This is a genomic window from Pontibacter sp. HSC-36F09 (assembly GCF_024171605.1).
Lineage (GTDB): Bacteria > Bacteroidota > Bacteroidia > Cytophagales > Hymenobacteraceae > Pontibacter.
Window position 1 is genome coordinate 583,018 of the sequence record NZ_JALKAA010000003.1, and the last position, 26,240, is coordinate 609,257.

Consider the following 26,240-nt stretch of genomic DNA (forward strand, 5'->3'; position numbering starts at 1 on the left):
AGGCGATGGATTACGGAATTTATAACACGATGAACATGATGGATACGCATGTAACCGAGTTGGAAAAGGATATTATCAAAGAAATCCTCAATATAGGACTGGCACGCGCCGCCGATTCTTTTGCCACTATCGCCAAAGATAAGGTCATGCTCAAGGTGCCCGATGTGCAGCTGATCGAAGTAAAAGACCTTATTTCGCTTATCGCCAAATATGAAAACTCACACTTTATCATTCAGTCTGATATAAAAGGTGACTTTAACGGCGCTACGCTCATGCTCTTTTCAGATGAGCACATCACACTGCTCTCCAACGTGTGCCTCAGCATGTTGAATGTGCAGAAGGGCGAACTGAATGTGATGCAGGAGTCACTGCTACTCGAAATCAGCAATATTATAACGGGAGCCCTGGTTACCCAGTTGGCTAACATCCTGAAGAGTAACATTTACGGCTCGCCCCCGAAAGCGCCTAAAAGCCACATTGCGAACTCACTGAAGGATATCTTGGTACAGCATCCGCTTTTCCAGCCACTTGTGTTCACGGTCATCACCAAGTTCCAGCATAATTCAAAAGATATAGAACTTCCCTTGCTATTGTTTTTCGATACAGGCACTCTTATCAAGATGCTTGAAATCATCAGAACTTTTAAAGTATAAACAGCTTGTCGTATACCTGTTTATAACCGATTCAAATAAAATAACTGACGAGCTATACCTGTCTGGTTTATCCCCACAGGTATAGCTCGTACGCTTTTTATGCTATCCTGTGCTCGTGAAGGGGACGGCTCGTACAGTTCTAACTAGATGGCGTAGTTTGATTATAGCGTCAGTTTTCGTTTTTTTGCATTTTTATTTTCAAGAAACCACTAAGTCAATTGATGAACGCTTTAGGAAGACACATTTTAGTTGAATTTTACGATTGCTCCCCTGAATTAATGAACGATGTGATCCACATCGAAAACAGTATGGTTGCCGCCGCCGAAACGGCCGGGGCCACCGTCATCAACAGTACTTTCCATCACTTCTCGCCTTATGGTGTATCCGGAGTGGTGGTAATTCAGGAAAGCCACCTGGCCATCCATACCTGGCCTGAGTATGGCTATGCAGCCGTAGACCTGTTTACCTGCGGCGACTCGGTTGATCCTTGGGTTTCTTATACCTACCTGAAAGAGGCCTTCCAGTCTGGTCATGGTTCTTCGATGGAGCTGCGCCGCGGCCAATTAAGTCTTTTGAAGCGCAACGACTTCAACCTGGAGTCACTTCGTGACGCGTCTGCCAAAACCATTGAAGCAGATGGTTCTATTACAAGAGATGTTTGGTTCACTGAGCGTGACGAGAACATCGCCTTGTCGCTAAAGCATACCGGCAATCAGCTTTATAAAAAAGACTCAGACTATCAGCGGGTAGAGGTATACGAGACATTGGCTTACGGCAACATGCTGACGCTGGATGGCATGGTGATGTGCACACAAAAGGATGAGTACGTATATCATGAGATGATCACGCATGTGCCGATTCTTAGCAACCGCTCCGCAAAGCGTGCATTGGTGATCGGAGGAGGCGACGGTGGTACCGTACGCGAACTATTGCGTCACGAGCAACTGGAGGAGGTCACGCTGGTGGAAATCGACGAGCTCGTGATCGAGGCCTGTAAGCTGCACCTGCCTGAAACAGCCGTAGCCTTCGATAACCCGCGTCTGAACCTGTTGATTGAGGATGGCATCAAATATATTAAAGAGTGTGCTGATGAGCACTACGACCTGATCATTGTAGACTCTGCTGATCCGGTTGGGCCGGGTGAAGGCCTGTTTACTGCAGCGTTCTACCAGGAAGTATACCGTTGCCTGACAAAAGATGGTGTGATGATCACGCAAAGTGAGTCTCCACGCTTCAACTCGGCTGTTTTTGTTGAAATTTACGATACTTATAAGAAGATATTCGGACAAGATAAGGTATACTGCTACCTGGCGGCTATACCTACTTACCCGACCGGCACCTGGAGTTTCTCGTATTCAGCAAAAGGTAATGCCAGACCTTTGCAATTTGATGCTGAGACAGCTGCAGCGTTTTCCAAAAAAGAGGGCCTCAAATATTACAATGAAGAAGTGCATATGGCTGCCTTCGCACTCCCGAACTTTGTGAAGGAGCTTTTAAACACTAAACCTGAACATGTAACTGATGAGTACTCAGCAGAACCGACCAACCAATAGCAAACAACAGAAGATCGCATCATTTGACCCGAACGGGGTGGGCGACGTGAATGGTGGCCTTTTCGGTTTGCCATTTACTATAGAAGAATCAGAGGTTGTCCTTATACCTGTGCCCTGGGAAGTAACGGTGTCTTACAGTGCCGGTACAGCAGCAGGACCACAGGCCATCAAAGATGCCTCCCCACAGCTTGACTTGTTCGAACCTGCCATCAAAGACGCCTGGAAACTGGGTATAGGGATGGAGGAAATCTCTGAAGAATGGACAGTAGTAAGTGATAACCTGCGCCAGCGTGCAGAGAATTATATCAACTGGCTGGAAGATGGAAGCCCGGAAACGGACAGAGCGGAGTTTGAGAACCTGCCAGCAGAAGTGACTGAAAAAGGGGAGGAGTTGCTGCAGTGGCTCAAGGCAAAGGCGCACAGCTACCTGGACCAGGGCAAACTGGTTGGCGTAGTGGGCGGCGACCACAGCACACCGCTTGGACTGATGCATGCGTTGGCCGAGCGCCACGATGAATACGGCATCCTGCAGGTCGATGCACACGCCGATTTACGCGATGCCTATGAAGGCTTTAAGTATTCGCATGCTTCGATTATGTTCAATGCGCTGCAGCTGCCGCAGGTCAAAAAACTGGTGCAGGTAAGTATACGCGATATCTGTCAGGCAGAGGCGGAACTGGCTAATCAGTCAAACGGACGCGTTGCTATTTTCTATGACAGTGTGCTGAAAGAGAATATGTATGCAGGAGACAGCTGGAAAAAAGAGTGTAAGAAAATCATCGCCCAGCTTCCGCAGAAGGTATACATTAGCTTTGACATCGATGGACTTGACCCGAAACTTTGCCCTGCCACAGGTACACCGGTGCCTGGAGGTCTGGAGTTTGAAGAAGCCATATACCTGATCAAAGCGCTTGTGAGGTCAGGGCGTGAGATCATCGGTTTTGACTTATGTGAAGTAGCACCCGGCGACAGTGAGTGGAATGGCAATGTAGGCGCGCGACTGCTTTACAGGCTGTGTAACTGGATGGCTGTATCTCAAAAGCGACTGGAAGTGCAGTAGTCTTACCTTTATTCCCGATTTGCCGTATAGCGGGGTAGAAATAACAATCTATCACTATATATCGAAACAAAATGGGAATCATCATTAAGATCTTACTGACCGGTGTAGCCGCTCTTTTGGCTGCCTACTTACTGCCCGGTGTACATATTGACGGATTTGTAACGGCTCTGATTCTGGCAGTTGTGCTAGCTTTGCTTAATGCAGTGGTTCGCCCGATTCTGGTTATTCTGACTATACCGGTTACAATACTGACACTAGGCTTGTTTTTGCTGGTCATCAACGCGCTTATCATTCTGTTGGCCGACTACCTAATTGGAGGTTTCGATGTGGATGGTTTCCTGTGGGCGCTTATATTCAGTTTATTGCTGTCTCTTATTTCAGCGATACTAGACATGATCTTTTAAACGCAACTTTACCATAAACAGAAAAGCTCCTGGTTTAGATCAGGAGCTTTTCTGTTTTGATAACTTGGTCTTTAGCGTGACATCCAAGCTTCGCAGGCGTCAGCACATTCGCGGCAGGCGTCAGCGCATTTCTGGCAATGTTCGTGATCGTGCTTGCGGCACTCTTCTTCACACAGACGACAAATTTCTATGCATTCCTTCATTACATGCTTGGCATGGGCCGAGTCGCGGGCAACAAAACGCGCTGTAAGGGTACAGATGTCGGCGCAATCACGGTCGAGCATGATGCAGCGTACCATCATTTTAACGTCGTCTTCCTGCAAACAAGCGGTAGCACAGGTCTCGCAAGCGGTGATGCATTTGATCAGCACATGCTCTAGATCATTGGTTCTTTCAGATTTCATAGCTTCTGGTTTATAAAGTTCATACTTCTTTAAAATACGGTTGCGTGTGTTCATTGTTGATCTATCCGAAACCTATACCTAAAACATGAACCTATTTCACGCTGATATTGGTTAACTTTGGGTTCAGGACAGCAAATCTATTTCGCATCGTTACACTTTCTACAAAGCATGAGTTTAGGTATAAGAGAAGCACGTGAGGCATTAAAACTGTATTTTGGTTATGAGCAGTTCAGGCCTATGCAGGAGGAAATCATCACGAATATTCTGCAGCAGAAAGATGTGGTAGTGCTCATGCCAACCGGCGGCGGTAAATCAGTCTGCTACCAGGTGCCTGCCGTGGTCATGCCTGGTCTGTGCGTGGTGGTATCTCCTTTAATTGCCCTGATGAAGGACCAGGTGGAGGCGCTTTTGGCTAATGGTATACCTGCTGCTTTCCTGAACAGCTCTCAGACGGCGGACGAGCAGTATAAGATAGAGGAGAAAAGCTTGGCAGGGCAGATCAAATTGCTGTATGTTTCTCCTGAGAAACTGCTTTCTGCAGGTTTTTTCTCTTTTTTGAAAAGATTGCAGGTATCCCTTTTCGCGGTAGACGAGGCACACTGTATCTCTTCCTGGGGGCACGATTTCCGGCCGGAGTACACCCAGCTACGTGCACTCAAGCAGCAGTTCCCGACTATACCTGTGGTGGCGCTCACTGCCACTGCCGACAAGCTTACTAAAAAGGATATACAGGAGCAGCTGCAGCTGCGACAACCCCAAGTGTTTGTGGCTTCTTTTGACCGGCCAAACATTAACCTCACGGTGCTGCCCGGGCAGAATCGCTTTAATAAGATCACAGATTTCTTGTCACGCCGCTCCGGACAGCCGGGTATTATTTACTGCCTGAGCCGTAAAGCAACAGAAAGCCTATCTGGCAAGCTGCGTGAGAACGGGTATAATGCGACTTTCTATCATGCCGGTATGAACGCACAACAGCGCTCAAAAGCACAGGAGGCTTTTCTGCGTGACGATGTGCAGATCGTTTGCGCGACCATCGCCTTCGGTATGGGCATCGACAAATCCAATGTGCGTTGGGTGATCCACTACAATCTGCCTAAAAATGTAGAAGGCTACTACCAGGAGATCGGACGGGCCGGTCGCGACGGTGCCAAATCGGACGCACTCTTATTCTACAGTTTTGCTGACGTCATGAATTTGCGTTCGATGCTGTCGGAGAATGACAAGGCTCAGAACGAATTGCAACTGGTGAAACTGGAACGTATGCAGCAGTTCGCCGAAGCCACCTTCTGCCGTAGGCGCATTTTGCTCCAGTACTTTGGCGAGGGCATGGCTAAGGACTGCGGCAACTGCGATATTTGCCGCAATCCGCCTAGCCGCTTTGATGGTACTCTAATCGCGCAGAAAGCCTTGTCTGCCATTGCACGTTCGCAGGAAAAACTGAACATGAGCCTCTTGGTTGACGTGCTTCGCGGCTCCCGCAACAGCCAGGTAATGGCCGGCGGATACGATCGCATCAAAACCTACGGGGCAGGTCGCGATATTGGCACCCTGGACTGGCACCGTTACCTGCACCAGATGCTCAACGCAGGTCTGGTCGAGTTGGCCTATGACCAAAACTATACCTTAAAGTTGACGGAGCAGAGCAAACAGGTACTTTTTGATGGCCGTAAGATTGAGCTTGTTAAGTTTGAGGATGCCAAGCAGCAGACCGAAACACTGCAACGGGAAAAACCAAAACGCGAAATCATTAAAGATGCCCTGTTCGAGCGTCTCCGGGCTTTGCGCAAGCGCCTTGCCGATGCGCAGAACGTTCCGCCTTATGTTGTGTTCACCGATAGCACACTGCAGGAGATGGCAGCTGAGAAGCCGGCGAATCGTATTGCCATGTTAGCGATCAGTGGGGTCGGAGCTCAGAAGTTCGAGCGCTACGGTTATGATTTTATAAATGAGATCATTGCTTTTCTGACAGAAGAGCAGGCAAAAGGCAGTGCGATCAAAGGTGCTACGCACCTGGTTACCTGGGAGGCATATCAGCAGGGACTAAGTCCGGAGGAAATAGCAAGGCGGCGCAATCTGAATCCTGTGACGATATATTCCCACCTGGCCACGCTACTGGAACAGGGATACGATGTGCCGGTTCACGATTTTGTATCGAAGCGTGAGTACGAGGCAATTTCAGAAGCGATAGAAAATCTCGGAAAGGATGCCAAGCTGAAAGATCTGTTTGAGCACCTGGAAGAGCGCTACGAGTACTTCAAGATCCGACTGTCGGTTGCCATGTACAAAATGCAATACGCCTGGTAAAATAATAGTCAGTGAATGGTAAAAACGGAAGGCCGCTCTGCAAAGAGCGGCCTTCCGTTTTATTATAAGGTATGAGATTTACTCCACTGAAGCAATTGGATCTGGCCAGTTGTCTTTGTCTCCATTCACAATACCTTGCGAGATCACTTCGCCACGGAGAAGCAGAATGCCGGCTACGTGCGGTGCTGCGAAGGAGGTGCCGCTTCCGGCGCTGCCGATACCACCGCCTATGCGCGTAGAAGTTACACTCACGCCTGGAGCAGCGTAGTCAACTGGAGCACCGTAGTTGGAGCTTGACCAGAGATTTTGATAGCTATCCATAGCAGAAATTGTATACACACCGGTCGCATTTACACGGGCAGGGGAGTTTACAGAGCAATCTGTAGCGCTATTGCCAGCTGCGATGGCAAACAGAATGCCTCTGCTGGCCGCATTCGTCACGGCATTATCCAGCGTGCTGGAGATACCTGATCCGAGGCTCATGTTTACTACATCACCAGGCTTCGCCATGTTAATCACATAGTTTACTGCACTGATAGCACGCGATACTGTGCCATAGCCTGTGTTATCAAATACGCGAAGGGCCACAATAGTAGCATTAGCTGCTACACCCACCATGCCGGTGCCATTGTTTTTGGCGGCGATGATACCTGCCACATTCGTGCCGTGACCAAAACCATCCTCAATGGAGGCATCCCCATAGATAAGCGATGCGCTGCGCTGAAGGTCAACATTCAGGTCCGGATGATCCGTATCAATACCTGAGTCGATCACCCATACCGTTTTACCGGTACCGTCACCATAGCCGTTCATCGCAATGTGCCAAGGCAGTGTTTCGCCTGTAAGAGGCGTTATTTTAGCATATGGGCTGTTGGTAGGCTGCTCGGGTTCCGGCTCCGGGCTTGGCTCTGTAGGAGTAGGCTCAGTTGGAGCAGGTTCTGTTGGCGCTGGCTCAGTCGGAGATGGTTCTGTAGGAGTGGGCTCCGTAGGCGCTGGCTCAGTCGGCGTAGGTTCGGTTGGCGTTGGCTCTGTAGGAGTTGGTTCAGTTGGGGCTGGCTCAGTTGGTTTTTTCTTGCCGTTACCGTTACCGTTGCCTTTTGTATTTGTATCCGTGCTGCCGTCTTTTGTTTTGCCATTCCCTTTTGTGGTCGTGTCATCACTCGTATCCTTGGTCTTACCACTGTTACCTTTCGCTGATGTATTATCAGTGCCAGGCTTTGCAAGCATAATAATACGGTCTTGCTCAACATAAGCTACCTCGGAGTTTTTGCGCAGTTGCTCTAACTGATTTTTGGTCAGTCGAGCTGCAAAACCGTTTACATTTCCTTCAAAAGTTTGCTGTATAGCGTCACGCTCTATACCTGAAGCGAGTAACATTCGCTCACGAAGCGCCACTGTGGCAGCACGTCCCGCTATGGACATAGCACTCACACCAGTTGCGCTTAAATTGTTGGAACCGTTTTTAAATACTACAATGTATTGGCCAGGTATAGCCTGTCCGTGTTGCGAGTTTATTTGAACAGAATCTGTTTGAAACTGCTCCTCCATAAAGTCCTCTTTCTGACAGCTGGATAGGGTGAATACGGAAGCCAGTGCTAAACCTGACAACGCTTTAAATAGTGTAGAATTGTTCATCATATAAGCTTGGTTGGATTGGGTAATTAATTGAAGTTATTTTTTCACAAAGTATCGTAACAACACGTATTTTTAAAAAGTTTAAAGCAAGTCAAAAATTGTAAAAATTTAATGATGGCTTCAAATTTAGATGAATAGAAAATTCCTGTCTACATTTTAAAATGTGGATTCTTGAAGATATAGGTCTCGTAAAGAGAGGGGAGGAATGTAAGGTTTTAGTAGATTTTTATCATATAATACACGTTATCAGTTACTTTTTACGAAAGATAATTGGATAAAAAGTAAGAAAGCAAGTTTTTGTGCAACTAAATTTTAATTGCATTATCAGGAGGTATTTTATAAGCAATTAAAATAATTATGCATTAGTAAAATTGTACTTTTAAGCTGCGTATAGGTTTTTATAAATATAACTAAAAATTACAACAAATATTTGCTAATAAAATTAGTATAATACGTATAGATTTAGTAAGTTTACATGCCGGCACCAAGCGTGCCCTATTTATTGTCAGGACCCGAAGAAAGAATAATAGTGGAAAAGGTAACATCTAATATAAGGCATCTTCGCAAGCACGCTGGGTATACCCAGGCACAGCTTGCCGAAAAGTTAGAGATCAAGCGTTCGTTGGTAGGAGCGTATGAGGAAGGAAGGGCAGAGCCAAAATTAAGTACCCTTGTGAATGTGGCCCGCCTCTTCGAGGTTTCTTTAGACGAACTCATCACCGCTGACCTGTCAGATCCAAACTATAAACCAGAAGTTGGTCAGTCAGGTGGTGGCAAACTGCGCGTGCTGGCCATTACGGTTGATCAGGATGATCGTGAAAATATAGAGCTGGTGCCCCACAAGGCGAGCGCCGGTTACCTCAACGGGTATGCCGATCCGGAGTTTATTGAGGAGCTTCCTCGTTTCCGGCTTCCTACTTTGGGAAGCGGCGGCACTTATCGCGCGTTCGAGATTAGCGGAGACTCTATGCTGCCGCTGTCTTCCGGTACTGTCATTGTCGGGAGGTATGTGGAGGACTGGAATACTCTGAAAGACGGAACCCCCTGCATCATCGTGAGTGGCAAGGAAGGCGTAGTCTTTAAGCGGGTATTCAACAAAGTGAAAGAGGCTGCTACCCTGCGTCTCCATTCTGACAACCCGCTTTATGTGCCTTATGAACTTTCGGTAGATGATGTGGTGGAGATCTGGGAAGCCAAATCTTACATCAGCTCTACTTTCCCCATTGCTGACATCTCACTTGACAAATTGTCGTCTATTGTTTTGGATCTTCAGAAGGAGATGCTCAAGTTGAAGAAAGCCGAATAACTTGTACCTTTAGGTATAGGAACAGTAGTACATCCTGTCTCTAATGAGGCAGGATGTACTGTTTTAGCGCTGTTTTAATTGGTCCGTTAACTACAAACGGCATTATCCGTAAAGGCATAGCATAAAACAAAAGCGCGATATGATACGATTAATTACCGATTCCCAAAGATATGAGGCGCAGGTAGGCGAAGGACTTCGTTCTCACTACCTTTTCTCTTTTGCAGATTATTACGATCCGGAAAACATGGAGTTCGGCCCTTTGCGTGTCTTCAACGATGACTATATCGCTCCTCGCTCCGGTTTTCCCGCGCATCCCCACTCTGAAATGGAGATCATGACTATAGTGCTCTCAGGTGAACTCACTCACAAGGATAACATCGGGAATGAAACAACCGTTACGCCGGGCCAGGTGCAGCGCATGACCGCAGGCACAGGGCTCACCCACTCCGAAACGAACGAAACGGACGAGGAAATCCACTTGCTCCAGCTTTGGTTTTTGCCGAACAAGCGCGGGCTGGCGCCTTCCTATGAAGTGATGGATGTCGGATTCCTGAAGGCTAAAAACGAGCTTATACCTTTGGTGACCGGACAGAAAGTGTTAGAAGATGTGGCTTACATCAACTCTAACTCTACAGTATATTATGGAAGCGTCACGCAAGGAGAGGAGGTTGATTTCAGAACCTTTAAACTTCGCAGAACTTTGATCTATGTGCTGACAGGCAGTGTGCTGGTCAACAATGTGGAAGCCGATAGGCATGACCAGATTAGGTTGGATGACCTGGAGGTTATTGGGATAAAAGCGACAGCCGATGCTACCTTTATCCTGGTAGATGTTCCAGCCGTTGAGGCTAACTACTAATCGAAATTTTCGAGTAAAGGCAATGGGCTAGGCTATAGACTTGCCCACTGCCTTTGCTTTTTATCAGTCGATGTCCTCCCCGGGAACAGCGATAGCTTCCTGCAGGAGGTGTTCATCCAGTTGCTTGCTTGTTTTAGCGCCAAGTTCACGCAGTATCTCCACTTTGCGTATCAGGTTACCCTTTCCTTCGGTGAGTTTGTTCATGGCACCATTATAGGCGGTCTGGCTTTGCTCCAGATGGCGGCCAACCATTTTGAGGTCTTCTACAAATCCTACAAACTTATCGTAGAGTTTTCCGCTTTCCTCTGCAATCCTGAGTACGTTTCTTTTCTGGTCTTCCTGGCGCCACACGCCGGCAACGGTACGCAAAGTAGCCAGTAGGGTAGAGGTGGTCACGAGGACAATGTTCTTGTCAAAGGCATCCGTAAAAATGTTCTGGTCATGCTGTAGCGCCAGGTTAAAGGCCGGCTCAATGGGAATGTACATTAGCACAAAATCAGGGGAATTGATGCCGCTCAGGCGGTGGTAGTTCTTGCGCCCCAGATCCGTATAATGTGTCCTGATCGATGTGATGTGACTGCGCAGGTATGTCTCCAGCTGTGAGTCATCTTCGCAGCTGCAATAAGCTTCATAGGCGACGAGCGAAAGCTTAGAGTCGATGACCAGGTGCTTAGTATCTGGTAAGCGAATGATCACATCTGGGCGGTATACCTTTTGCTCATCGTTCTGCCATACCTCTTCACGCTCATAATGCACTCCTTTTCTTAAACCGGATTTTTCGAGCAGACTCTCCAACAAATATTCACCCCAGTTTCCTTGTGTTTTGTTTTCACCTTTCAGGGCCTTGGTCAGGTTAAGCGCATCCTGGCTCATCTGCTGGTTCAGGGCCGATAACTGCGTGATCTGTTCTTTTAGTGAGATGCTATCCTTAAGTGTTTTCTCGTAGGTCTGGTCGACTTTGGCTTCGAACTCGCGGATGCGCTCTTTCAAAGGAGACAGGATGCGCTCTAGGTTTTCAGAAGAAGCTTTGTTGAAGTGCTCGGCATTCGTCATCAGTACCTGGTTGGAGATGTGCTGAAACTGCTGCAGAAATTTTTCGCGGAGTTGCTCCAGTTCTTTTGCCTGCTCGTGCATCCGCTGGCGCAGGTGTTCGTAGTCAGATTCGGTCTTGGTCAGCGCATTGGTCAGTTCCATGGTCTCGGACTGCGCATCCCGCAATTGCCCTTTAAGCGCTTCGGCTTCCTGCGCCTGGTGCCTCGCCTGTCCCTCCAAAACACCCTGTGCCACGACTGCCTGGTTGAATTTGTCCTGCAGTGCGCTTATTTTTCCTTTCATAGCCAGAAAGGCTATCACGAGCCCTACCAGAAATGCCGCTATACCTACTATGATCTCCATACAGTAAAGGTATGTTTTTTTAGCATTTCAAACCAGATGCTAACCATTTTAGTTTTTAGGGATTCTCCGTATTGTCTTTTGCTTCCCACTCTGCATAGAACTGGCTCAGAAAATCCTCCATGTACTGGTGGCGCTTTTCGGCCATGGAGCGGGCCGTCGAGGTGTGCATCCGGTCTTTTAAGAGCAGCAGCTTTTCATAAAAGTGGTTGATGGTCGGCGCCGTGCTTGATTTGTAAGCCTCGAAATTGTCGTGCAGCACAGGTGCTATACCTGGGTTGTAGAGTTCTCTTCCCTTATGACCCCCGTAGGCAAAGGTGCGGGCAATGCCAATCGCACCGATGGCGTCCAGACGATCCGCATCCTGCACGATACGGCCTTCTAGGGTAGGCATGGCAGAGGAGGTACCGGCTCCTTTATAAGAAAGACCGCTGACGATGTCACACACTGTGGCAATGAACACTTCATCGAATGGTTTTTTCTCCAGCCATTCCCGCACCAGGCGCGGTCCTACGGTTTCGTCTCCGTTATGAAACTTGTGATCCCCAATGTCGTGCAGCAGCGCCGCCAGTTCAACAGTGAACAGGTCGGCGCCCTTCTCCTGTGAGGCAATGTAGCGTGCGTTCTTCCAGACCCTGAAAATATGCCACCAGTCGTGACCGGAGCCTTCGCCCTCCAATTGCTCTCTGACATAGCGAGCGGTTTCGTCAATAATAGCTTGTTGCTGCATAATAACAGGTATAAGCTCCAAAACTGCGAAATATCCCGCTAAGCCGCAACGTTATGACTATACCTTTATACCTGTTCCAAGCGCTTCTATACCTTGCATTGATGGCAGCTGGACTAAGTCGAGTTCGAGCAGAGCGGCCCATGTGTGCAGGTATAGGACCACATCATCACGCAGGTTGTGTTTCAAATAGCGCCTATTGGGTGGAAGTGCCTCAGTCACTTTTCTATCGGAGAGACTCTCCAGGTGCGCCAGGTCATCCCTGGTAAGACCCCAGGAAAGCATCTGATCGATGATCTCATCCATAGGCAATCCACTTTGGGGGCAGTAATCGCGCAATTGTTCACTCCAGTCGCCGTGCCGCCACATGGCCGCCCCGTGTATGTGCCCTTTGTCGAGTTGGGTAATGGTTTGGGCCAGGTGGCCGCAGTTGCAGCTGCCCATGTGTCCCCACTGGTAATTGGCGCCTTGTGCCAGTCGGTCGGCTGTCTGGCGTATAGCCGTCACCAGTTGTGCTGAACTTCTTGCCATAAGCTTTATTCTTAAAGGTGATTGTGATAGTGGAGGTATAAGCCTCTCTTGATATAAAACGGCTGAGACGCCAAATGTTATGAAAAGGGGCCTTATTTTCATACCTCCCCCGGGCTTTATACCTTTGCAGGTATACCTGCTCACCCTGCTAAGCCTATGATCATGCGTACTATACCTGCCGTCGCCCTTTTAATGTTGATTTTGTTCGTCAATACTGCACCGACTGCAGAGGCTCAGATCCTCAATATTGAAAGGTCCAGGATCGAGCGTGATACGGCAGATTTTGTAACAGGCAATGCTGGGCTTAACTTTTCGATGTTCAACCGCAATGCAGGGCGAAACAATCCTAATAATTTTCTGCAGCTGACCTTTAACGGCGATCTGGCTTATATTTCAAAACAGCATACCTATCTGTTTCTCAACTACTATAACTACCTGCTTGTAAACTACGACTCCCGTGAGTTGCGCAATACGGTAGCCAGCAACGGCTACTCCCATTTCCGAGTAAATCTACTTAGTCGTCGAAAGGTGTCGTATGAGTTGTTCACGCAGTACCAGGCCGATATGGCCCGCGGACTGGAGCGGCGCATTCTGACGGGAGGAGGCGTGCGCTGGCTGCTCTATCGCACGGACAATACCTCGTGGTTTGCGGGCACGGGCCTGATGCACGAGCACGAGCGTTGGAAAGACCCGGAGCAAGAGGGAGTGACCCGTGTATCGGATCTGTTGAAGTCTTCCAATTATGTGAGTCTCCGCTCAAAACTTTCGGAGCACGTAGAGACGAATAACATCGCCTATTTCCAGACAGGATATGACCGCAACATCAGCCGTTTTCGTAACCGCATCAGCGGGGATCTGGGCCTGACCGTGAAATTGATAGGCCGGGTGTCCATGCGCACGAATTTTAACTTTACATACGAAGACAAACCGATTGTTCCGGTTACCCGCTTTATCTATGCGATTACGAACGGATTGCAGGTGGATTTTTAGCCTGCCTGACTGTCCGTAACAACAAATGCAGTATTTGCACTGCTTGATAATGGATTTATATCAAATTTTTTTAATATAATTTGCACTGAACCGAACAATGGAGTCAACTTTGGCGTAAGCTGCGTCATAGGATTAAGTTGCAGGCACGTACCTGACCTGCATTTCAGTAGATATTCTGAATCCGGAACGCTCAATCCCGGTCAATAACGTTTAATTAAATAACTGGTAAGTCCAGCGCGCTTATAGGGCGCATATTTGTACTTTTTTATCGATGGAAAAAACTTCTAAAATTTACATTGCTGGCCACCGGGGCATGGTAGGCTCTGCCATTCTGCGCCAACTCGAGGCCAACGGTCACACCAACATCATCACCAGAACCTCTTCGGAACTGGACCTGCGCAACCAGCAGGCCGTGCAGGATTTTTTCGAAACCGAAAGGCCCGACTACGTTTTTCTGGCAGCTGCTAAAGTAGGGGGGATTCACGCCAACAACACTTTCCGGGCTGAGTTCCTGTATGACAACCTGATGATCGAGGCCAACATCATTCACGCTGCCCACGTGACGGGGGTGAAGAAGCTGATGTTCCTGGGCTCTTCGTGCATCTATCCGAAGATGGCGCCACAGCCGCTTGAGGAAGAGTACTTGCTGACTGGGCCGCTAGAGGAGACAAACGAGCCTTATGCCATTGCCAAGATTGCGGGCATCAAGCTGTGCGAATCTTACCGCGACCAGTACGGCAGCAATTTCATCAGCGTGATGCCGACTAACCTTTATGGGTATAACGACAACTACGACTTGCAGAACTCGCACGTGCTGCCGGCCCTGATCCGAAAAATACATGAAGCGAAAGACAACGGCGCACCCACTGTTACCGTATGGGGTACGGGTAGTCCAAAACGCGAATTCCTTTTCGCAGATGATCTGGCAGCTGCCTGCTTATACCTGATGGACAACTATGACGGCCGCGAGTTGGTGAATATCGGAACCGGAGAAGATATTTCTATCAAAGAGCTGGCCATGCTAATAAAGGACGTGATCGGCTATGAAGGAGAGCTGGAGTTCGACACCACCAAGCCAGACGGCACGCCCCGCAAGCTCATGGACGTGAGCAAGCTTCACAGCCTCGGCTTTAAGCACAAAATTGAACTCCGTGAAGGTATAGCACTCGCCTATGCCGATTTTAAAGAAAAATACGTGACAGCCTAGTCATACATTCTATACAACCATAAAAAGAGAATTACATTAAAGAAGTATATCACATGAAGACAGCCCTTATCACAGGCGTAACCGGACAGGACGGCGCATATTTAGCTGAATTATTGCTTAGCAAAGGATATAAAGTACACGGCGTGAAGCGTCGTAGCTCCATGTTCAACACCGAGCGCATCGACCACCTCTACCAGGACCCGCACGAGAAGAACATTAACTTCAAGCTCCATTACGGTGACCTGACCGACTCCACTAACCTGATCCGCATCATCCAGGAAACTCAGCCCGACGAGATCTATAACCTGGCCGCCATGAGCCACGTGAAGGTAAGCTTCGACACGCCCGAGTACACGGCCAACGCCGACGGACTGGGCACGCTCCGCATCCTGGAGGCCATCCGTATTTTGGGCTTGACAAAGAAGACGAAAGTATACCAGGCTTCTACTTCAGAACTGTATGGTTTGGTGCAGGCAGTTCCGCAGTCAGAGACCACGCCATTCTACCCGCGTTCGCCGTACGCAGTGGCCAAACTATACGCTTACTGGATCACGGTTAACTACCGCGAGGCTTACGGCATGTTCGCCTGCAACGGCATCCTCTTCAACCACGAGTCCCCGCTCCGTGGCGAGACCTTCGTGACGCGCAAGATCACCCGTGCTGCCGCCCGCATCGCCATGGGCCTGCAGGACGGTCTGTATTTGGGTAATCTGGACGCCAAGCGCGACTGGGGCCATGCCAAGGACTACGTGGAGGCCATGTGGCGCATCCTGCAGCAGGACGAGCCGGAGGACTTCGTGATCGCTACAGGTGTAACAACAACTGTTCGTGACTTCATCCGCATGGCCTTTGGCCACGTAGGTATCGAGCTTGAGTTTAAGGGCGAGGGCGTAGACGAGAAAGGTTATATTGTAGCCTGCAACAATCCGGAGTACCAACTGGAAATTGGAAAAGAAGTGGTGTGCGTGGATCCGAACTACTTCCGTCCGACAGAGGTGGAACTGTTGATTGGTGATGCTACCAAGTCGAAGGAAAAGCTGGGCTGGGTGCCGAAGTACGACCTGCAGGCGTTAGTAACGGATATGATGCAGAACGATATCGAGCTCTTCAAGCGCGACACTTACCTGATGGAAGGCGGTCACCGCATCCTCAACTACCACGAATAATCGCTTATACTTTAAACAAGGTATAGCTCAGATAGAAAACGGCAGTCTCACTTTGGTGGGGCTGCCGTTTTTTTATCCGAACCAGTTAGTTTGGTATTTTAAAATAGGGAATTCACTGATAATAGGTATAGCTCAACTGATGACAGGTATAGCTCGGTAGATAATTTTAGAAGTAAAAAGTTGAGCGTGATAGGGGAGTTAACTCAGGTATAGGCTAATTCTGGCAATAACTTAAGGAGTCTGATAGTGTGAGCGTCCTAGCTCGTGTCTTCTATGGTGAGACCTCTGGCCCAAGTATAGGTATAGGTATAGGTATAGGTATAGGTATAGGTATAGGTATAGGTATAGGTATAGGTATAGGTATAGGTATAGGTATAGGTATAGGTATAGGTACGGCAGGGGAAGGGAGGTCTATATACGCAAAAAGCCCTTGCTTTCGCAAGAGCTTTTAAGCGGTCTGGACGGGACTCGAACCCGCGACCTCCGCCGTGACAGGGCGGCATTCTAACCAACTGAACTACCAGACCAATACTTAGAAAAGATCAGAGTCATCTACTCTGAAAAATAAACCGCAGTTTAATTCTGCGGTCCGGACGGGACTCGAACCCGCGACCTCCGCCGTGACAGGGCGGCATTCTAACCAACTGAACTACCGGACCAAAATTTTAAAAACAGTAAAACCTGTTGCTTTACTACTAATAACCGCAGGGGTTAAGCTGCGGTCTGGACGGGACTCGAACCCGCGACCTCCGCCGTGACAGGGCGGCATTCTAACCAACTGAACTACCAGACCAAACTGTATTTCCTTAACGCTATCCGTTAAAGTGTCACAAATGTAGACGGTAAATTTCGATTCTGCAAGACCAATGCTATATTTTACCCCTATATTTTTAGCCTGAAACCGTAAGTCGCTCAAAACCAAATATTCTTTTTTTGCAATGCACGATAAATTTCGAATAATAGCCATTCCATATTCCGAAACTGTTAAATTTGTGATTCAATCAGCAATGAGGATTTATGCTTTTGGATTTTGAGAAACCTATAGCGGCCCTGGAGGGCAAACTGCAGGAAATGAAAAAGCTGGCCAATGAGAGCCAGGTAGACGTTTCGGAAGCAGTCAAAGCGCTTGAAGAAAAAATAAAGACGCTTAAGAAAGAAACCTATGCCAACCTGACCCGCTGGCAGCGTGTGCAGCTTTCGCGCCACCCGGACAGACCGTATACCTTAGATTATATTGCAGGCATCACTTCTAAGTTCGTGGAGTTGCACGGCGACCGTACCGTTAGCGATGACAAAGCGATGGTAGGTGGATTTGGTGAAGTAGATGGCCGCAGTATCATGTTTATCGGGCAGCAGAAAGGCCGCAATACCAAGCAGCGCCAGATGCGCAACTTTGGTATGGCCAACCCCGAAGGATACCGTAAAGCACTCCGACTGATGAAAATGGCTGAGAAGTTTGGCCGTCCTATCGTTACTTTCATCGATACCCCGGGTGCTTTTCCGGGACTGGAGGCTGAGGAGCGCGGACAGGGCGAGGCGATTGCCCGCAACCTGAAAGAGATGTTCATGCTGAAAGTTCCGGTAATCTGCATTATCATTGGAGAGGGAGCTTCTGGCGGTGCCCTGGGTATAGCCATCGGCGACCGTGTAATGATGCTGGAGAATACATGGTACTCGGTGATTTCGCCTGAATCCTGCTCGTCTATCTTATGGCGCAGTTGGAACTACAAGGAGCAGGCAGCCGAAGCCCTGAAGCTGACTGCTACTGACATGCTGCAAAATAAACTGATTGACGGTATCATCAAAGAGCCACTGGGGGGAGCGCACACAGAACCAGATAAAATGATGCGTGCACTCAAGAAAGAGATTTGTAAAATGCTGGATGAGTTGGAAGGTATAGCACCTGAAGACCGCATCATGCAACGCATCGAGAAGTTCTCTGCCATGGGCGTGGTACAGGAAGGCTAATTAGAGTTTAGGAGTTAACGCAATCCTGAACATAGCGAATTAGCTTCTCAACTATATAAGAGGTGGCGGGCCGGACAGGCTTTGTCACCTTTTTTTGTTTTGGTAACTTTAGGCAGCTCACGATAACAAAAGAGGACGCTGCTAGTAAAGAGTGGTAATCATTTCTCTAATGCTAAATAGATCAAATTCCCTAACGAGATATAATTATGAAACTGCATGTAATTGATACCGGGTTCTTTAAATTGGATGGTGGTGCCATGTTTGGGGTAGTGCCCAAATCACTTTGGCAGCGAACTAACCCGGCCGATGAAAATAATTTATGTACATGGGCGATGCGCTGTCTCCTGATCGAAGATGGTGATCGTCTCATTCTGATCGACAATGGCATTGGCAACAAACAGGATGCTAAGTTTTACAGTCACTACTACCTCCACGGAGAGGCCACGTTGGAGAAATCTTTGCATGCGGCAGGCTTTTCGCATCAGGATATCACGGATGTTTTTCTGTCCCATCTTCATTTCGACCATTGTGGAGGAGGCGTAAAGTATAAGAACAGCGAAGGCGCCCTGGAACTGGTTTTCCCGAATGCTACTTACTGGTCTAATCCCGACCACTGGAAATGGGCAACGCAGCCTAACGCACGAGAAAAAGCCTCTTTCCTGAAAGAGAACATCCTGCCCATGCAGGAGAGCGGTCACCTGCAATTTATTGATCCTACCAAGCCATCCCCTTTCCCGCAATTCGACATCTTTTATGCTGATGGCCATACAGATAAGATGATGGTACCGATTATACCTTACAAAGAACGTAAAGTGGCCTTCATGGCTGATCTGCTGCCTTCCACAGGTCATATTCCGCTGCCTTATGTGATGGGCTATGACACGCGCCCCCTGCTGACGATGGATGAAAAAGCCCGTTTTCTTAAAATGGCAGCCTACGAGAATTTTGTGCTATACCTGGAGCATGATGCCGTAAATGAGTGCTGCACGGTACAATATACCGAAAAAGGGATCAGGCTGGATTCAACCTTCTCACTTAGCGAACTTTAATGAAGAAAATTGGGCTGGCACTGTCAGGAGGCGCCGCCAGGGGGATTGCCCATTTAGGTGTGCTGAAGGCCTTTGACGAATTAGGTATAAAGCCGGCCATACTTTCCGGTGTAAGTTCAGGGGCTATTGTGGCGGTGTTCTATGCTGCAGGCTATAAACCAGATGACATTCTGCGCCTTATAAAAGAGCTACGTATTTACCGCATCATGCGGCTGGCTATCGGGCAGGTAGGTATCCTACACCTTGATGCGGTTGAAAAGCTGTATTTCCGTTACCTGGGTGAGCAAGCCTCTTTCGAAGACCTGAGCATACCCGTTATCATCGGAGCAACCGATATGCATGCCGGAGTCACAGTAAATTTTTCGAGTGGCGAACTGATAAAACCTTTGATTGCCTCTTCTGCAGTGCCTATTCTGTACAGGCCCGTGCATTTTCAGGGTATGCTGCTTAATGACGGCGGTCTGCTCGACAATCTCCCGATCGAAGCCCTGTCAGGAAAGTGTGATGTTAAGATTGGCGTGCATAGTAACCCGATAAATCATGATGCGCGCATCACCAGCCTTCGGAGTATGATAGAACGCACGGCGCACCTGGCCATTAATAACAACGTGCAACTCCGCCATCATCTTGCTGATTTTTTCATGGAACCGCCCGAGCTAAAACATTACAGATTAATGAGTTTCAGTAAGGCAGATGAACTTTTTGAAATAGGCTACAATTACACTATAAATATTAAAGAGCAATTACTGCAGGTAACTACTTGAGCATAAAAGAAAAAGACAAAAATAAATTCTTTTTCTCATGTACTTTTGTTAATATTAGAAGATGATTTTGATCTTATTTTAATATTCATCGTAAAACCTGCATATACAACCCAAACCCACTATGCTACAACGCACCTTTACCCTTATTGTAGCCCTATTTCTTATTGGAATCTGTTCTCTTAGGGCCCAGGAAAACGAGAGTTCACTTATCAGAGCCAAAATCAAGCATGGCTCTTTGCTATTAGGCGGTAATCTCCAGGGGAGTTACCAGGTCACATCCAGCGAATTAAACAGCACGGGCCAGAAAGTAGATGGGCGCCGCATCGATTTTAATTTGCGCAGTAAGAATGGTTATTTCGTTCTCGAAGATTTAGTGGTAGGTCTCGATCTGAGCGTACTGCACCAGAGCAACAAATTAAACGATGTTTCAGATAGGGTGAGCGAGCCACGCAGGGAGACGTTTGTCATGGCTGGTCCTTTCGTGAGATACTATATGCTCAATGGTGTCTTTGGCGAACTGACCATGCTGGCAGGTCTTCATAACTTCAATGATGTTGGCCAGAAGTATAAAGCCCTGGAAGGTGGGGTAGGCCTGGGCTATGCCTTCTTCCTCAACAAACAGTTTTCTTTGGAACCGGTACTCTCCATGCGCTACTTCCGGAAAGTTGACAGAGATGGAAGAGCTTACAGCGAATTTGGCCCTATGATCGGCTTCGGTTTGCAGGCTTATTTACTACGTCAGAAATCCCATGTGATCAAACGCGCTCTCTAGGTTCAGATTTAACAGAGAATATACTATATTTGAAATGCTAATCCAGTCGCTCTGATCGAGTCGTGGATTAGCATTTTTTTATAGCCTTTTTATGTTAGCAAAAGCGATCTCTAAACTTATTTTCAAACTTGCAGGCTGGAAGTTGAATGGCAACCTGGCGCCTGACCAGCGGCGCTGTGTGATGGTGGCTGCGCCCCATACCAGCAACTGGGATTTCATTTTCGCCCGCGCAGCCTTTTACATGATGGAAGCCCCCATTCGCTTCACGATTAAGAAGGAATTCATGCGATTTCCTTTTGGCGGCCTTCTCAAATCGATGGGGGCCCTGCCTATCGACCGTTCTAAAAATACCCGAATGGTGGACGCCATGATCAAGATCATTAAAGAAACTCCAGGTGATATGTGTGTGCTCGTAACACCAGAAGGCACGCGCAAATACCAGCCGCGCTGGCGTTTGGGCTTTTATCATGTAGCGATAGGTGCCGGAGTGCCCATTGTGCTTGGCTATGTCGACTATGCGAAGAAGGAGGCAGGTATAGGACCATCTATTTATCCGACAGGAGATGTAGAAGCGGATCTGGAGAAAATCAAAGCATTTTACCGCACCAAGCAAGGCAAGTTTCCAGAAAATGGCGTGCTGTAACGCGCACAATTTTAAAAGCTGATCTTCTGATGAATATAGAAAAATTAAGGGCCTACTGCCTGAGCCTGAAAGGTGTGACAGAAGACGTGAAATGGGGAAATGACCTCTGTTTTCTGATCGGTGGCAAAATGTTTTGCGTGACAAGTCTGGACGGGGAACCAAGCGTATCCTTTAAGGTGGCGGATGATGCTTTTGATGAACTGGCTACCTCAGCAAGTATAATTCCGGCTCCCTACATGGCGCGAAACAAATGGGTGCAGGTTCAGACCTGGGATCGCCTATCTGTGCAGGAGTGGGAAAGTTATGTTAAGCAGTCTTATGAACTCGTTAAGTCAAAACTTACCAAAAAGATGCAAAAAGAAATAGAGGCTGCTTAGGTATAGCATGGCCTTTCGCAATCTTGTTGGTCACGTATAAGGTATACCAGATATAGCTGATTGGATCGAATAACATTTTCGCTAGAAACATAAAAGGAGCCGTTTGTTAAGACCGACTCCTTTTATGTTTCAGGTATAGCCAATCGGCTAAGCGATTTGTCTTAAGTCTACAGGTATAACCCTGGATATACCTGCCTCAATCATAGTGATGCCGTACATCACGTCTGTAGAGGCCATAGTGCGCTTGTTGTGCGTTACCACAATGAACTGCGATTCGTTCGAGAAGGTACGGATGATGTTGTTGAACTTGTCAATGTTCGCATCGTCCAGTGGTGCATCCACCTCGTCGAAAATACAGAACGGTGCCGGCTTGAGCAGGTAAATGGCGAAGAGCAGGGAGATAGCCGTCAAAGTCTTCTCACCACCCGACAACTGGTTGATCGTCAGCGGTCGCTTGCCTTTTGGTTGCGCCATGATCTCGATACGCGAGTCCAGTGGGTTCTTCGGATCTGTCAGTACCAGGTCGCAATTATCTTCTTCGGTAAACAGGCTGCGGAATACCCGGATAAAGTTCTGCTTGATCTCATTAAATGAGGACAGAAACTTCTCTTTTGCCACCGTGTCGATCTCGTTGATCGTATCGATAAGCGCATTCTTGGCGTTAACCAGGTCATCCCGCTGCTCTGTGATAAACCTGTTGCGCTCTTCGATCTCCACATAAGCTTCGGCCGCCATGGCATTCACCGGGCCCATTTTATCCAGCGATGTTCTGATCTCACTGATGTTCTTATTCAGCTCTTCATTACTCAATTGGAACAGTCCATCGTGCTCCAGCTCAGGTATAGGTTGCTCCAGTTCTTCGGTTGCAATATTAAATTCAGCTCCCAAACGCTCCTGTACTGACACCAGTTTAATGCGTGTATCATTAATGGTCTGCTGCATCCGCATCAGTAGTTCATCCGCATTCTGACGCTTGCGTTGCAGCTCGCGTATGGTTTTGTCTTTCTCGTCGAGCTCGCCTCGCATACTGAAGTATTTCTTTTCTACAGCATCCAGTTCATAGCCAAACTCGCTGCGGGCTTCCACCATAGACTGAACCAGCGCCTCGTTCTTTTCTATAAAATCAGTAGCTTCAACTGTTTCTTCCTCTGATTTCTCCAGTTCCTGGCGCAGACCGGCGATACGCTCCTGGTTCGTCTCTACTGTCTTCTGCTTATAGCTGATTTCCTGCTGCAGAGAACCAAAGCGGTTCTTGAGTTGGTGAAACTGGATGTTCTCCTGGTTGTACATACCTGAGATCACCGTAATCTGCTCTTGCTGTTGGTTAATCTGCGAATTGAGTACAGCCATTTGCTCCTCCAACTGCTTCAGTTCCTGCATGTCCTCCTCAGCCTGTGGCGAAATCTGCTGACTCTGCACGTATAGATCGTCAAGGCGCTGTTGCAATTCCTGTTGCTTCTGATCGAAGTTTTTGCGGTTCTGCTGGTGCTGCTCGTTTTTAATGCGAACCGTGAGTAGTTCCTGCTGGAGTTTTGCCACCTCTTTTTCCAGCTGCTTGATCGCATCTTTCTGTGACTCGCTACGGTAGTTGAGCAGAATCTGCTGCTGTGCGTTAATACGGCTTTGCATCAACTCTACGCCCTGTTGCAGTTTCTCCAACTCTTCGGACAGTTGCTCCAGGTTTTGCTTGCGCCCCAAGCGGCTGCCATCAAACAGGCCTACCGAGCCTCCTGAAAGACTGAGCGGCTTCTTAATAGCGGAACCGTCTTTTAGGATGATCGTGCGGTAGTCTTCTGCTGAAAAGTCTTCTTCAGTTTCGTCGCTGATGTACACATTGCGCAACATGTACTTGAGCAGGTTGCTATATTTCTTATCAGCTTTTACGACCTCAAAAGCAGCCTTCAAAGCTCCCTCACTAAAGGTAGCTGTCGGCTCCAGTTCTTCAATTTCGGAGAGGATAATAAAGTTTGCACGGCCCTTGTTGTGCTGCTTGAGCAAGGCGATAGCATCTACGGCATCCTGCAGTTCCTCTACCACAAAGAAGTTCATGTAGGGCTCGAGATAGCTTTCGATAAGCGACTTATAATCAGGCTCACAGACAATGATATCTGAAAGGAGTGGAGCTGGATTTTTCCAGTCTTTCGACTGCGCCAGGTACTTGATCGCCTCCGGAAAACCTTCCATATTTTCGACCAGTGATTTGGTCAGGTTGTACTGGTTCTGACGAGCGTCACGTGTTCGGTTTAGCGCTACCAGCTGTTCTTTCAGCCCTTCAATATCAGTTTCTGTTTTCTCAATATTCTGTAGCAGCGACTCTTCCTTAGCCTGCAAACTCACAAGGGTAGAGGTCCTGTCTTCCAGCTCGGCCTGTGCCTCCTGTAGTTGCTCCTGCAGCAGGGCTGCGTCTTCGTCGGCTGTCAGTTGTTGCTGTCTGAGTTGCTCCAAATCCTGTGTCAGGTTATGAATCTGAACCTGGCTGATCTCAAGAGATTTATTCAGTTGGAATACGGCATTCTGCTTGATTCGCTGTTCCTGCGACAATTCTTGGGAAGCTTCCTGCAGGCTGAGCTTTTGTTCGTTCGCCTCCTGCAGCTGCTCTTTTAATGCATTCACTTGTTCTTCGGCACCTGCAAAACTGTCCTGTACCTGTATCAGTTCGTCACGCAGCTCTACAATACTCTCCTGTGTATGCTCCAGGTTGGCAGTATCCTGACTGATCTGCTGCCGAAGCTGCGTCATTCGCTCTTTCAGGAAATTGCTGCGTTCCGATTTAAGCTTGATATCATTCTCCAGTTGGCGCAGTTTGGCTGTCTGCACCTGCATGGTTTTCTGCATCTCGGCCAGCTGCTCCTGTGTCAGGTTCAGTTCGGATTTCTGGTCGGCAATAGCGTCTTCAGCTTCTGTTACAGCCAGCACATAACTCTCTTTTAGCTCAGTTTCGCGCTGCACATCCTGCTCCAGCCGCTCCAGCGTTTGCTGGTACTGGTTGATGTTGCGGCGGGCAAACTCCAGACTGAATTTCTTGTAGTCATCCTTTAACTGGAAGTACTTAATCGCCTGTTTTGCCTGGCGTTCCAATGTTTTCATGTTCTTGCCGATCTCGAAGAGTACGTCTTCTACACGCTCCAGGTCGGCATCAGTTTCTTCCAGCTTCTTGAGCGTCTGCTTTTTGCGCACACGGAACTTGGATATACCAGCAGCTTCTTCAAATAACAGTCGACGGGAGTTTTCCTTATCGTTCAGGATCTCATCTACCATCTTCAGCTCAATAATGGCGTAACTGTCAGATCCTATACCTGTGTCGAGGAAGAGCTCATTGATGTCTTTGAGTCGGCAGGTTACGCCGTTGAGCATATACTCGCTGTCGCCGTTGCGGTAGTACTTGCGCGTAACGGTTACCTGGGAGTACTCGGTCGGGAGGATGCCCTTGTTGTTGTCGAAGGTAATAGACACTTCGGCCATCTGCACCGGCTTGCGGGTTTTGGAGCCGTTGAAGATCACGTTCTCCATTTTGTCGGAGCGCAGGTTTCGGGTCTTCTGTTCTCCCAACACCCAGCGTATAGCATCCACAATATTGGATTTGCCGCAGCCATTCGGGCCCACTATACCTGTAATTCCTTCATCAAAATTAATGACGACACGGTCGCCAAAACTCTTGAATCCTTTAATCTCTAATCTTGATACTTGCATTCGCGTTTGCGGAATCTATTCAAACTAAACTCAAAAATAAGACTAATTTGTTTACCATATCACAAGGGAGCGGTATAAATATGCAGGTAGTATACCGGTGGAATACATTATTTATGCTATATTTGATAAGAGACCGAGAGCATGGAAGATTTTAAACTGATTCTATACATACTGGCCATTGTGGCTTATTTCATTTACACGGCCTGGCGCAAAGCCTTTAAGACGCCTGACGAAGATGGCCGGCCCCCGGCACCGCAGGAGCGTCCATTGGAAGAACGACCAGCGAGGAACCGTGCAGACCAGGAGCGCCCTACACCACGACCTATACCTGCCTCCCCATCACAGCCACGACAGCAAAGACCGGCAGCCCCTGCTACTTCATTTGAGGATATTCTGCGGGAGATGCAAAGTAAAATGGAGCGGGCTAATGAGCAGAATAGAGCCCCTGTAGAAAAGCCCAAACCAGTCTTGCAACCAATCACGAAGGCGGTAACCAAAGAGCGGACACCTAATCGTGCGCTCTCGCTGGAAAATCCGGAACAAGCCCGACTCTATAACCAGCAAAGGAAGGAGCGCATTGCTGCAGCGGATGCCCTGTACGAGACAAAGAAGCTGGAGCGTAAGGCAGTGCCGAATGTTTATGGTGAGCTGCTGCACAATCCGCAGTCTGTTCGCCAGGCATTTATACTTTCAGAGATTTTTAACCGGAAACAGTACTAGTTATACCTTAGTCTTTAATAGATTGTGCGATATGCGCTTCTTATCTGGGCGAATCAAGATTGAAGA

The 26,240-nt window shown here is 48.1% G+C and carries 24 protein-coding genes and 3 tRNA genes; 18 read left to right on the forward strand and 9 right to left on the reverse strand.

Translation table 11 applies throughout. The features are described 5' to 3' along the window. Nucleotides 1-35: 35 nt before the first annotated feature. From L1278_RS12445 to L1278_RS12460, 4 genes are all read left to right on the forward strand, one after another. Nucleotides 36-653, forward strand: coding sequence for a chemotaxis protein CheC (locus tag L1278_RS12445; protein WP_253404789.1), 618 nt, complete (start codon nucleotides 36-38; stop codon nucleotides 651-653). Nucleotides 654-874: 221 nt separating this feature from the next. Beyond that, nucleotides 875-2,206, forward strand: a complete 1,332-nt coding sequence (gene speE / locus L1278_RS12450; protein ID WP_253404791.1) for a polyamine aminopropyltransferase — start codon at nucleotides 875-877, stop codon at nucleotides 2,204-2,206. Further along, nucleotides 2,175-3,266, forward strand: a complete 1,092-nt coding sequence (locus tag L1278_RS12455; RefSeq protein WP_253404793.1) for an agmatinase family protein — start codon at nucleotides 2,175-2,177, stop codon at nucleotides 3,264-3,266. Before speE ends, L1278_RS12455 begins: the two co-directional genes overlap by 32 nt. A gap of 71 nt (nucleotides 3,267-3,337) precedes the next feature. Further along, nucleotides 3,338-3,670 (forward strand): phage holin family protein, encoded by a 333-nt coding sequence (locus L1278_RS12460; RefSeq protein ID WP_253404800.1) that lies wholly within the window; start codon nucleotides 3,338-3,340, stop codon nucleotides 3,668-3,670. A 71-nt stretch (nucleotides 3,671-3,741) separates the two neighbouring features. Here the strand turns inward: L1278_RS12460 and L1278_RS12465 are convergent, their stop codons facing one another. Then, nucleotides 3,742-4,074, reverse strand: a complete 333-nt coding sequence (locus tag L1278_RS12465; protein WP_253404802.1) for a four-helix bundle copper-binding protein — start codon at nucleotides 4,072-4,074, stop codon at nucleotides 3,742-3,744. 168 nt (nucleotides 4,075-4,242) lie between these two features. Here L1278_RS12465 and recQ point away from each other — a divergent pair, with 168 nt between their 5' ends. Next, nucleotides 4,243-6,378 carry a DNA helicase RecQ gene (recQ, locus tag L1278_RS12470; protein WP_253404804.1) on the forward strand — a complete coding sequence of 712 codons (2,136 nt, stop codon included), beginning with the start codon at nucleotides 4,243-4,245 and terminating at the stop codon, nucleotides 6,376-6,378. A gap of 78 nt (nucleotides 6,379-6,456) precedes the next feature. On the opposite strand, the gene L1278_RS12475 is transcribed toward recQ, so the two are convergent. Next, nucleotides 6,457-8,016 (reverse strand): S8 family serine peptidase, encoded by a 1,560-nt coding sequence (locus L1278_RS12475; RefSeq protein ID WP_253404806.1) that lies wholly within the window; start codon nucleotides 8,014-8,016, stop codon nucleotides 6,457-6,459. A 526-nt stretch (nucleotides 8,017-8,542) separates the two neighbouring features. On the opposite strand from L1278_RS12475, the gene L1278_RS12480 reads away from it, so the two are divergent. After that, the gene (locus L1278_RS12480) at nucleotides 8,543-9,319 is read left to right on the forward strand and encodes a helix-turn-helix domain-containing protein (protein WP_253404808.1); all 777 of its coding nucleotides are present in this window, start codon (nucleotides 8,543-8,545) and stop codon (nucleotides 9,317-9,319) included. A gap of 139 nt (nucleotides 9,320-9,458) precedes the next feature. Further along, nucleotides 9,459-10,178: a pirin-like bicupin family protein gene (locus L1278_RS12485; protein ID WP_253404810.1), complete on the forward strand. Its 720-nt coding sequence runs from the start codon at nucleotides 9,459-9,461 to the stop codon at nucleotides 10,176-10,178. Nucleotides 10,179-10,241: 63 nt separating this feature from the next. Here L1278_RS12485 and rmuC read toward each other — a convergent pair whose 3' ends face one another. Genes rmuC through L1278_RS12500 form a run of 3 tightly spaced genes read right to left on the reverse strand, consistent with a single transcriptional unit; the run spans nucleotide 10,242 to nucleotide 12,828 of the window. Further along, nucleotides 10,242-11,573, reverse strand: a complete 1,332-nt coding sequence (rmuC, locus tag L1278_RS12490; protein ID WP_253404812.1) for a DNA recombination protein RmuC — start codon at nucleotides 11,571-11,573, stop codon at nucleotides 10,242-10,244. Nucleotides 11,574-11,628: 55 nt separating this feature from the next. Beyond that, nucleotides 11,629-12,300 carry an HD domain-containing protein gene (locus tag L1278_RS12495; RefSeq protein WP_253404814.1) on the reverse strand — a complete coding sequence of 224 codons (672 nt, stop codon included), beginning with the start codon at nucleotides 12,298-12,300 and terminating at the stop codon, nucleotides 11,629-11,631. 57 nt (nucleotides 12,301-12,357) lie between these two features. Further along, complete coding sequence (locus L1278_RS12500) at nucleotides 12,358-12,828, reverse strand: hypothetical protein (protein ID WP_253404816.1); 471 nt, start codon at nucleotides 12,826-12,828, stop codon at nucleotides 12,358-12,360. Between the two features lie 156 nt (nucleotides 12,829-12,984). Here L1278_RS12500 and L1278_RS12505 point away from each other — a divergent pair, with 156 nt between their 5' ends. The 4 genes from L1278_RS12505 to L1278_RS12520 all read left to right on the forward strand — a co-directional run bounded on the left by L1278_RS12505 (nucleotide 12,985) and on the right by L1278_RS12520 (nucleotide 16,643). After that, nucleotides 12,985-13,818 carry a DUF481 domain-containing protein gene (locus L1278_RS12505; RefSeq protein WP_253404817.1) on the forward strand — a complete coding sequence of 278 codons (834 nt, stop codon included), beginning with the start codon at nucleotides 12,985-12,987 and terminating at the stop codon, nucleotides 13,816-13,818. 253 nt (nucleotides 13,819-14,071) lie between these two features. Next, nucleotides 14,072-15,025, forward strand: a complete 954-nt coding sequence (locus L1278_RS12510; protein ID WP_371927355.1) for a GDP-L-fucose synthase family protein — start codon at nucleotides 14,072-14,074, stop codon at nucleotides 15,023-15,025. Nucleotides 15,026-15,078: 53 nt separating this feature from the next. Next, nucleotides 15,079-16,191: a GDP-mannose 4,6-dehydratase gene (gmd, locus tag L1278_RS12515; RefSeq protein WP_253404821.1), complete on the forward strand. Its 1,113-nt coding sequence runs from the start codon at nucleotides 15,079-15,081 to the stop codon at nucleotides 16,189-16,191. A 248-nt stretch (nucleotides 16,192-16,439) separates the two neighbouring features. After that, nucleotides 16,440-16,643, forward strand: coding sequence for a hypothetical protein (locus L1278_RS12520; protein WP_253404823.1), 204 nt, complete (start codon nucleotides 16,440-16,442; stop codon nucleotides 16,641-16,643). Between the two features lies 1 nt (nucleotide 16,644). On the opposite strand, the gene L1278_RS12525 is transcribed toward L1278_RS12520, so the two are convergent. The 3 genes from L1278_RS12525 to L1278_RS12535 all read right to left on the reverse strand — a co-directional run bounded on the left by L1278_RS12525 (nucleotide 16,645) and on the right by L1278_RS12535 (nucleotide 16,984). Then, nucleotides 16,645-16,718 (reverse strand) — tRNA-Asp (locus L1278_RS12525). A 58-nt stretch (nucleotides 16,719-16,776) separates the two neighbouring features. Beyond that, nucleotides 16,777-16,850 (reverse strand) — tRNA-Asp (locus L1278_RS12530). A gap of 60 nt (nucleotides 16,851-16,910) precedes the next feature. Next, nucleotides 16,911-16,984 (reverse strand) — tRNA-Asp (locus L1278_RS12535). Between the two features lie 224 nt (nucleotides 16,985-17,208). Here L1278_RS12535 and L1278_RS12540 point away from each other — a divergent pair. The 6 genes from L1278_RS12540 to L1278_RS12565 all read left to right on the forward strand — a co-directional run bounded on the left by L1278_RS12540 (nucleotide 17,209) and on the right by L1278_RS12565 (nucleotide 21,764). Further along, nucleotides 17,209-18,159: an acetyl-CoA carboxylase carboxyltransferase subunit alpha gene (locus tag L1278_RS12540; protein WP_253404825.1), complete on the forward strand. Its 951-nt coding sequence runs from the start codon at nucleotides 17,209-17,211 to the stop codon at nucleotides 18,157-18,159. A 206-nt stretch (nucleotides 18,160-18,365) separates the two neighbouring features. Continuing rightward, nucleotides 18,366-19,208: an MBL fold metallo-hydrolase gene (locus L1278_RS12545; protein WP_253404827.1), complete on the forward strand. Its 843-nt coding sequence runs from the start codon at nucleotides 18,366-18,368 to the stop codon at nucleotides 19,206-19,208. Beyond that, nucleotides 19,208-19,972: a patatin-like phospholipase family protein gene (locus L1278_RS12550; RefSeq protein ID WP_253404829.1), complete on the forward strand. Its 765-nt coding sequence runs from the start codon at nucleotides 19,208-19,210 to the stop codon at nucleotides 19,970-19,972. Before L1278_RS12545 ends, L1278_RS12550 begins: the two co-directional genes overlap by 1 nt. A gap of 235 nt (nucleotides 19,973-20,207) precedes the next feature. Beyond that, on the forward strand, nucleotides 20,208-20,744 hold the full coding sequence (locus L1278_RS12555; protein ID WP_253404831.1) for a hypothetical protein: 537 nt from the start codon (nucleotides 20,208-20,210) through the stop codon (nucleotides 20,742-20,744). A 91-nt stretch (nucleotides 20,745-20,835) separates the two neighbouring features. Then, complete coding sequence (locus L1278_RS12560) at nucleotides 20,836-21,387, forward strand: 1-acyl-sn-glycerol-3-phosphate acyltransferase (RefSeq protein WP_253404833.1); 552 nt, start codon at nucleotides 20,836-20,838, stop codon at nucleotides 21,385-21,387. Nucleotides 21,388-21,416: 29 nt separating this feature from the next. Then, nucleotides 21,417-21,764, forward strand: a complete 348-nt coding sequence (locus L1278_RS12565; protein ID WP_253404835.1) for an MmcQ/YjbR family DNA-binding protein — start codon at nucleotides 21,417-21,419, stop codon at nucleotides 21,762-21,764. A gap of 147 nt (nucleotides 21,765-21,911) precedes the next feature. Here the strand turns inward: L1278_RS12565 and smc are convergent, their stop codons facing one another. Next, nucleotides 21,912-25,454 (reverse strand): chromosome segregation protein SMC, encoded by a 3,543-nt coding sequence (smc, locus tag L1278_RS12570; protein ID WP_253404837.1) that lies wholly within the window; start codon nucleotides 25,452-25,454, stop codon nucleotides 21,912-21,914. A 141-nt stretch (nucleotides 25,455-25,595) separates the two neighbouring features. On the opposite strand from smc, the gene L1278_RS12575 reads away from it, so the two are divergent. After that, nucleotides 25,596-26,174: a hypothetical protein gene (locus L1278_RS12575; protein ID WP_253404839.1), complete on the forward strand. Its 579-nt coding sequence runs from the start codon at nucleotides 25,596-25,598 to the stop codon at nucleotides 26,172-26,174. Nucleotides 26,175-26,240 lie beyond the last annotated feature (66 nt).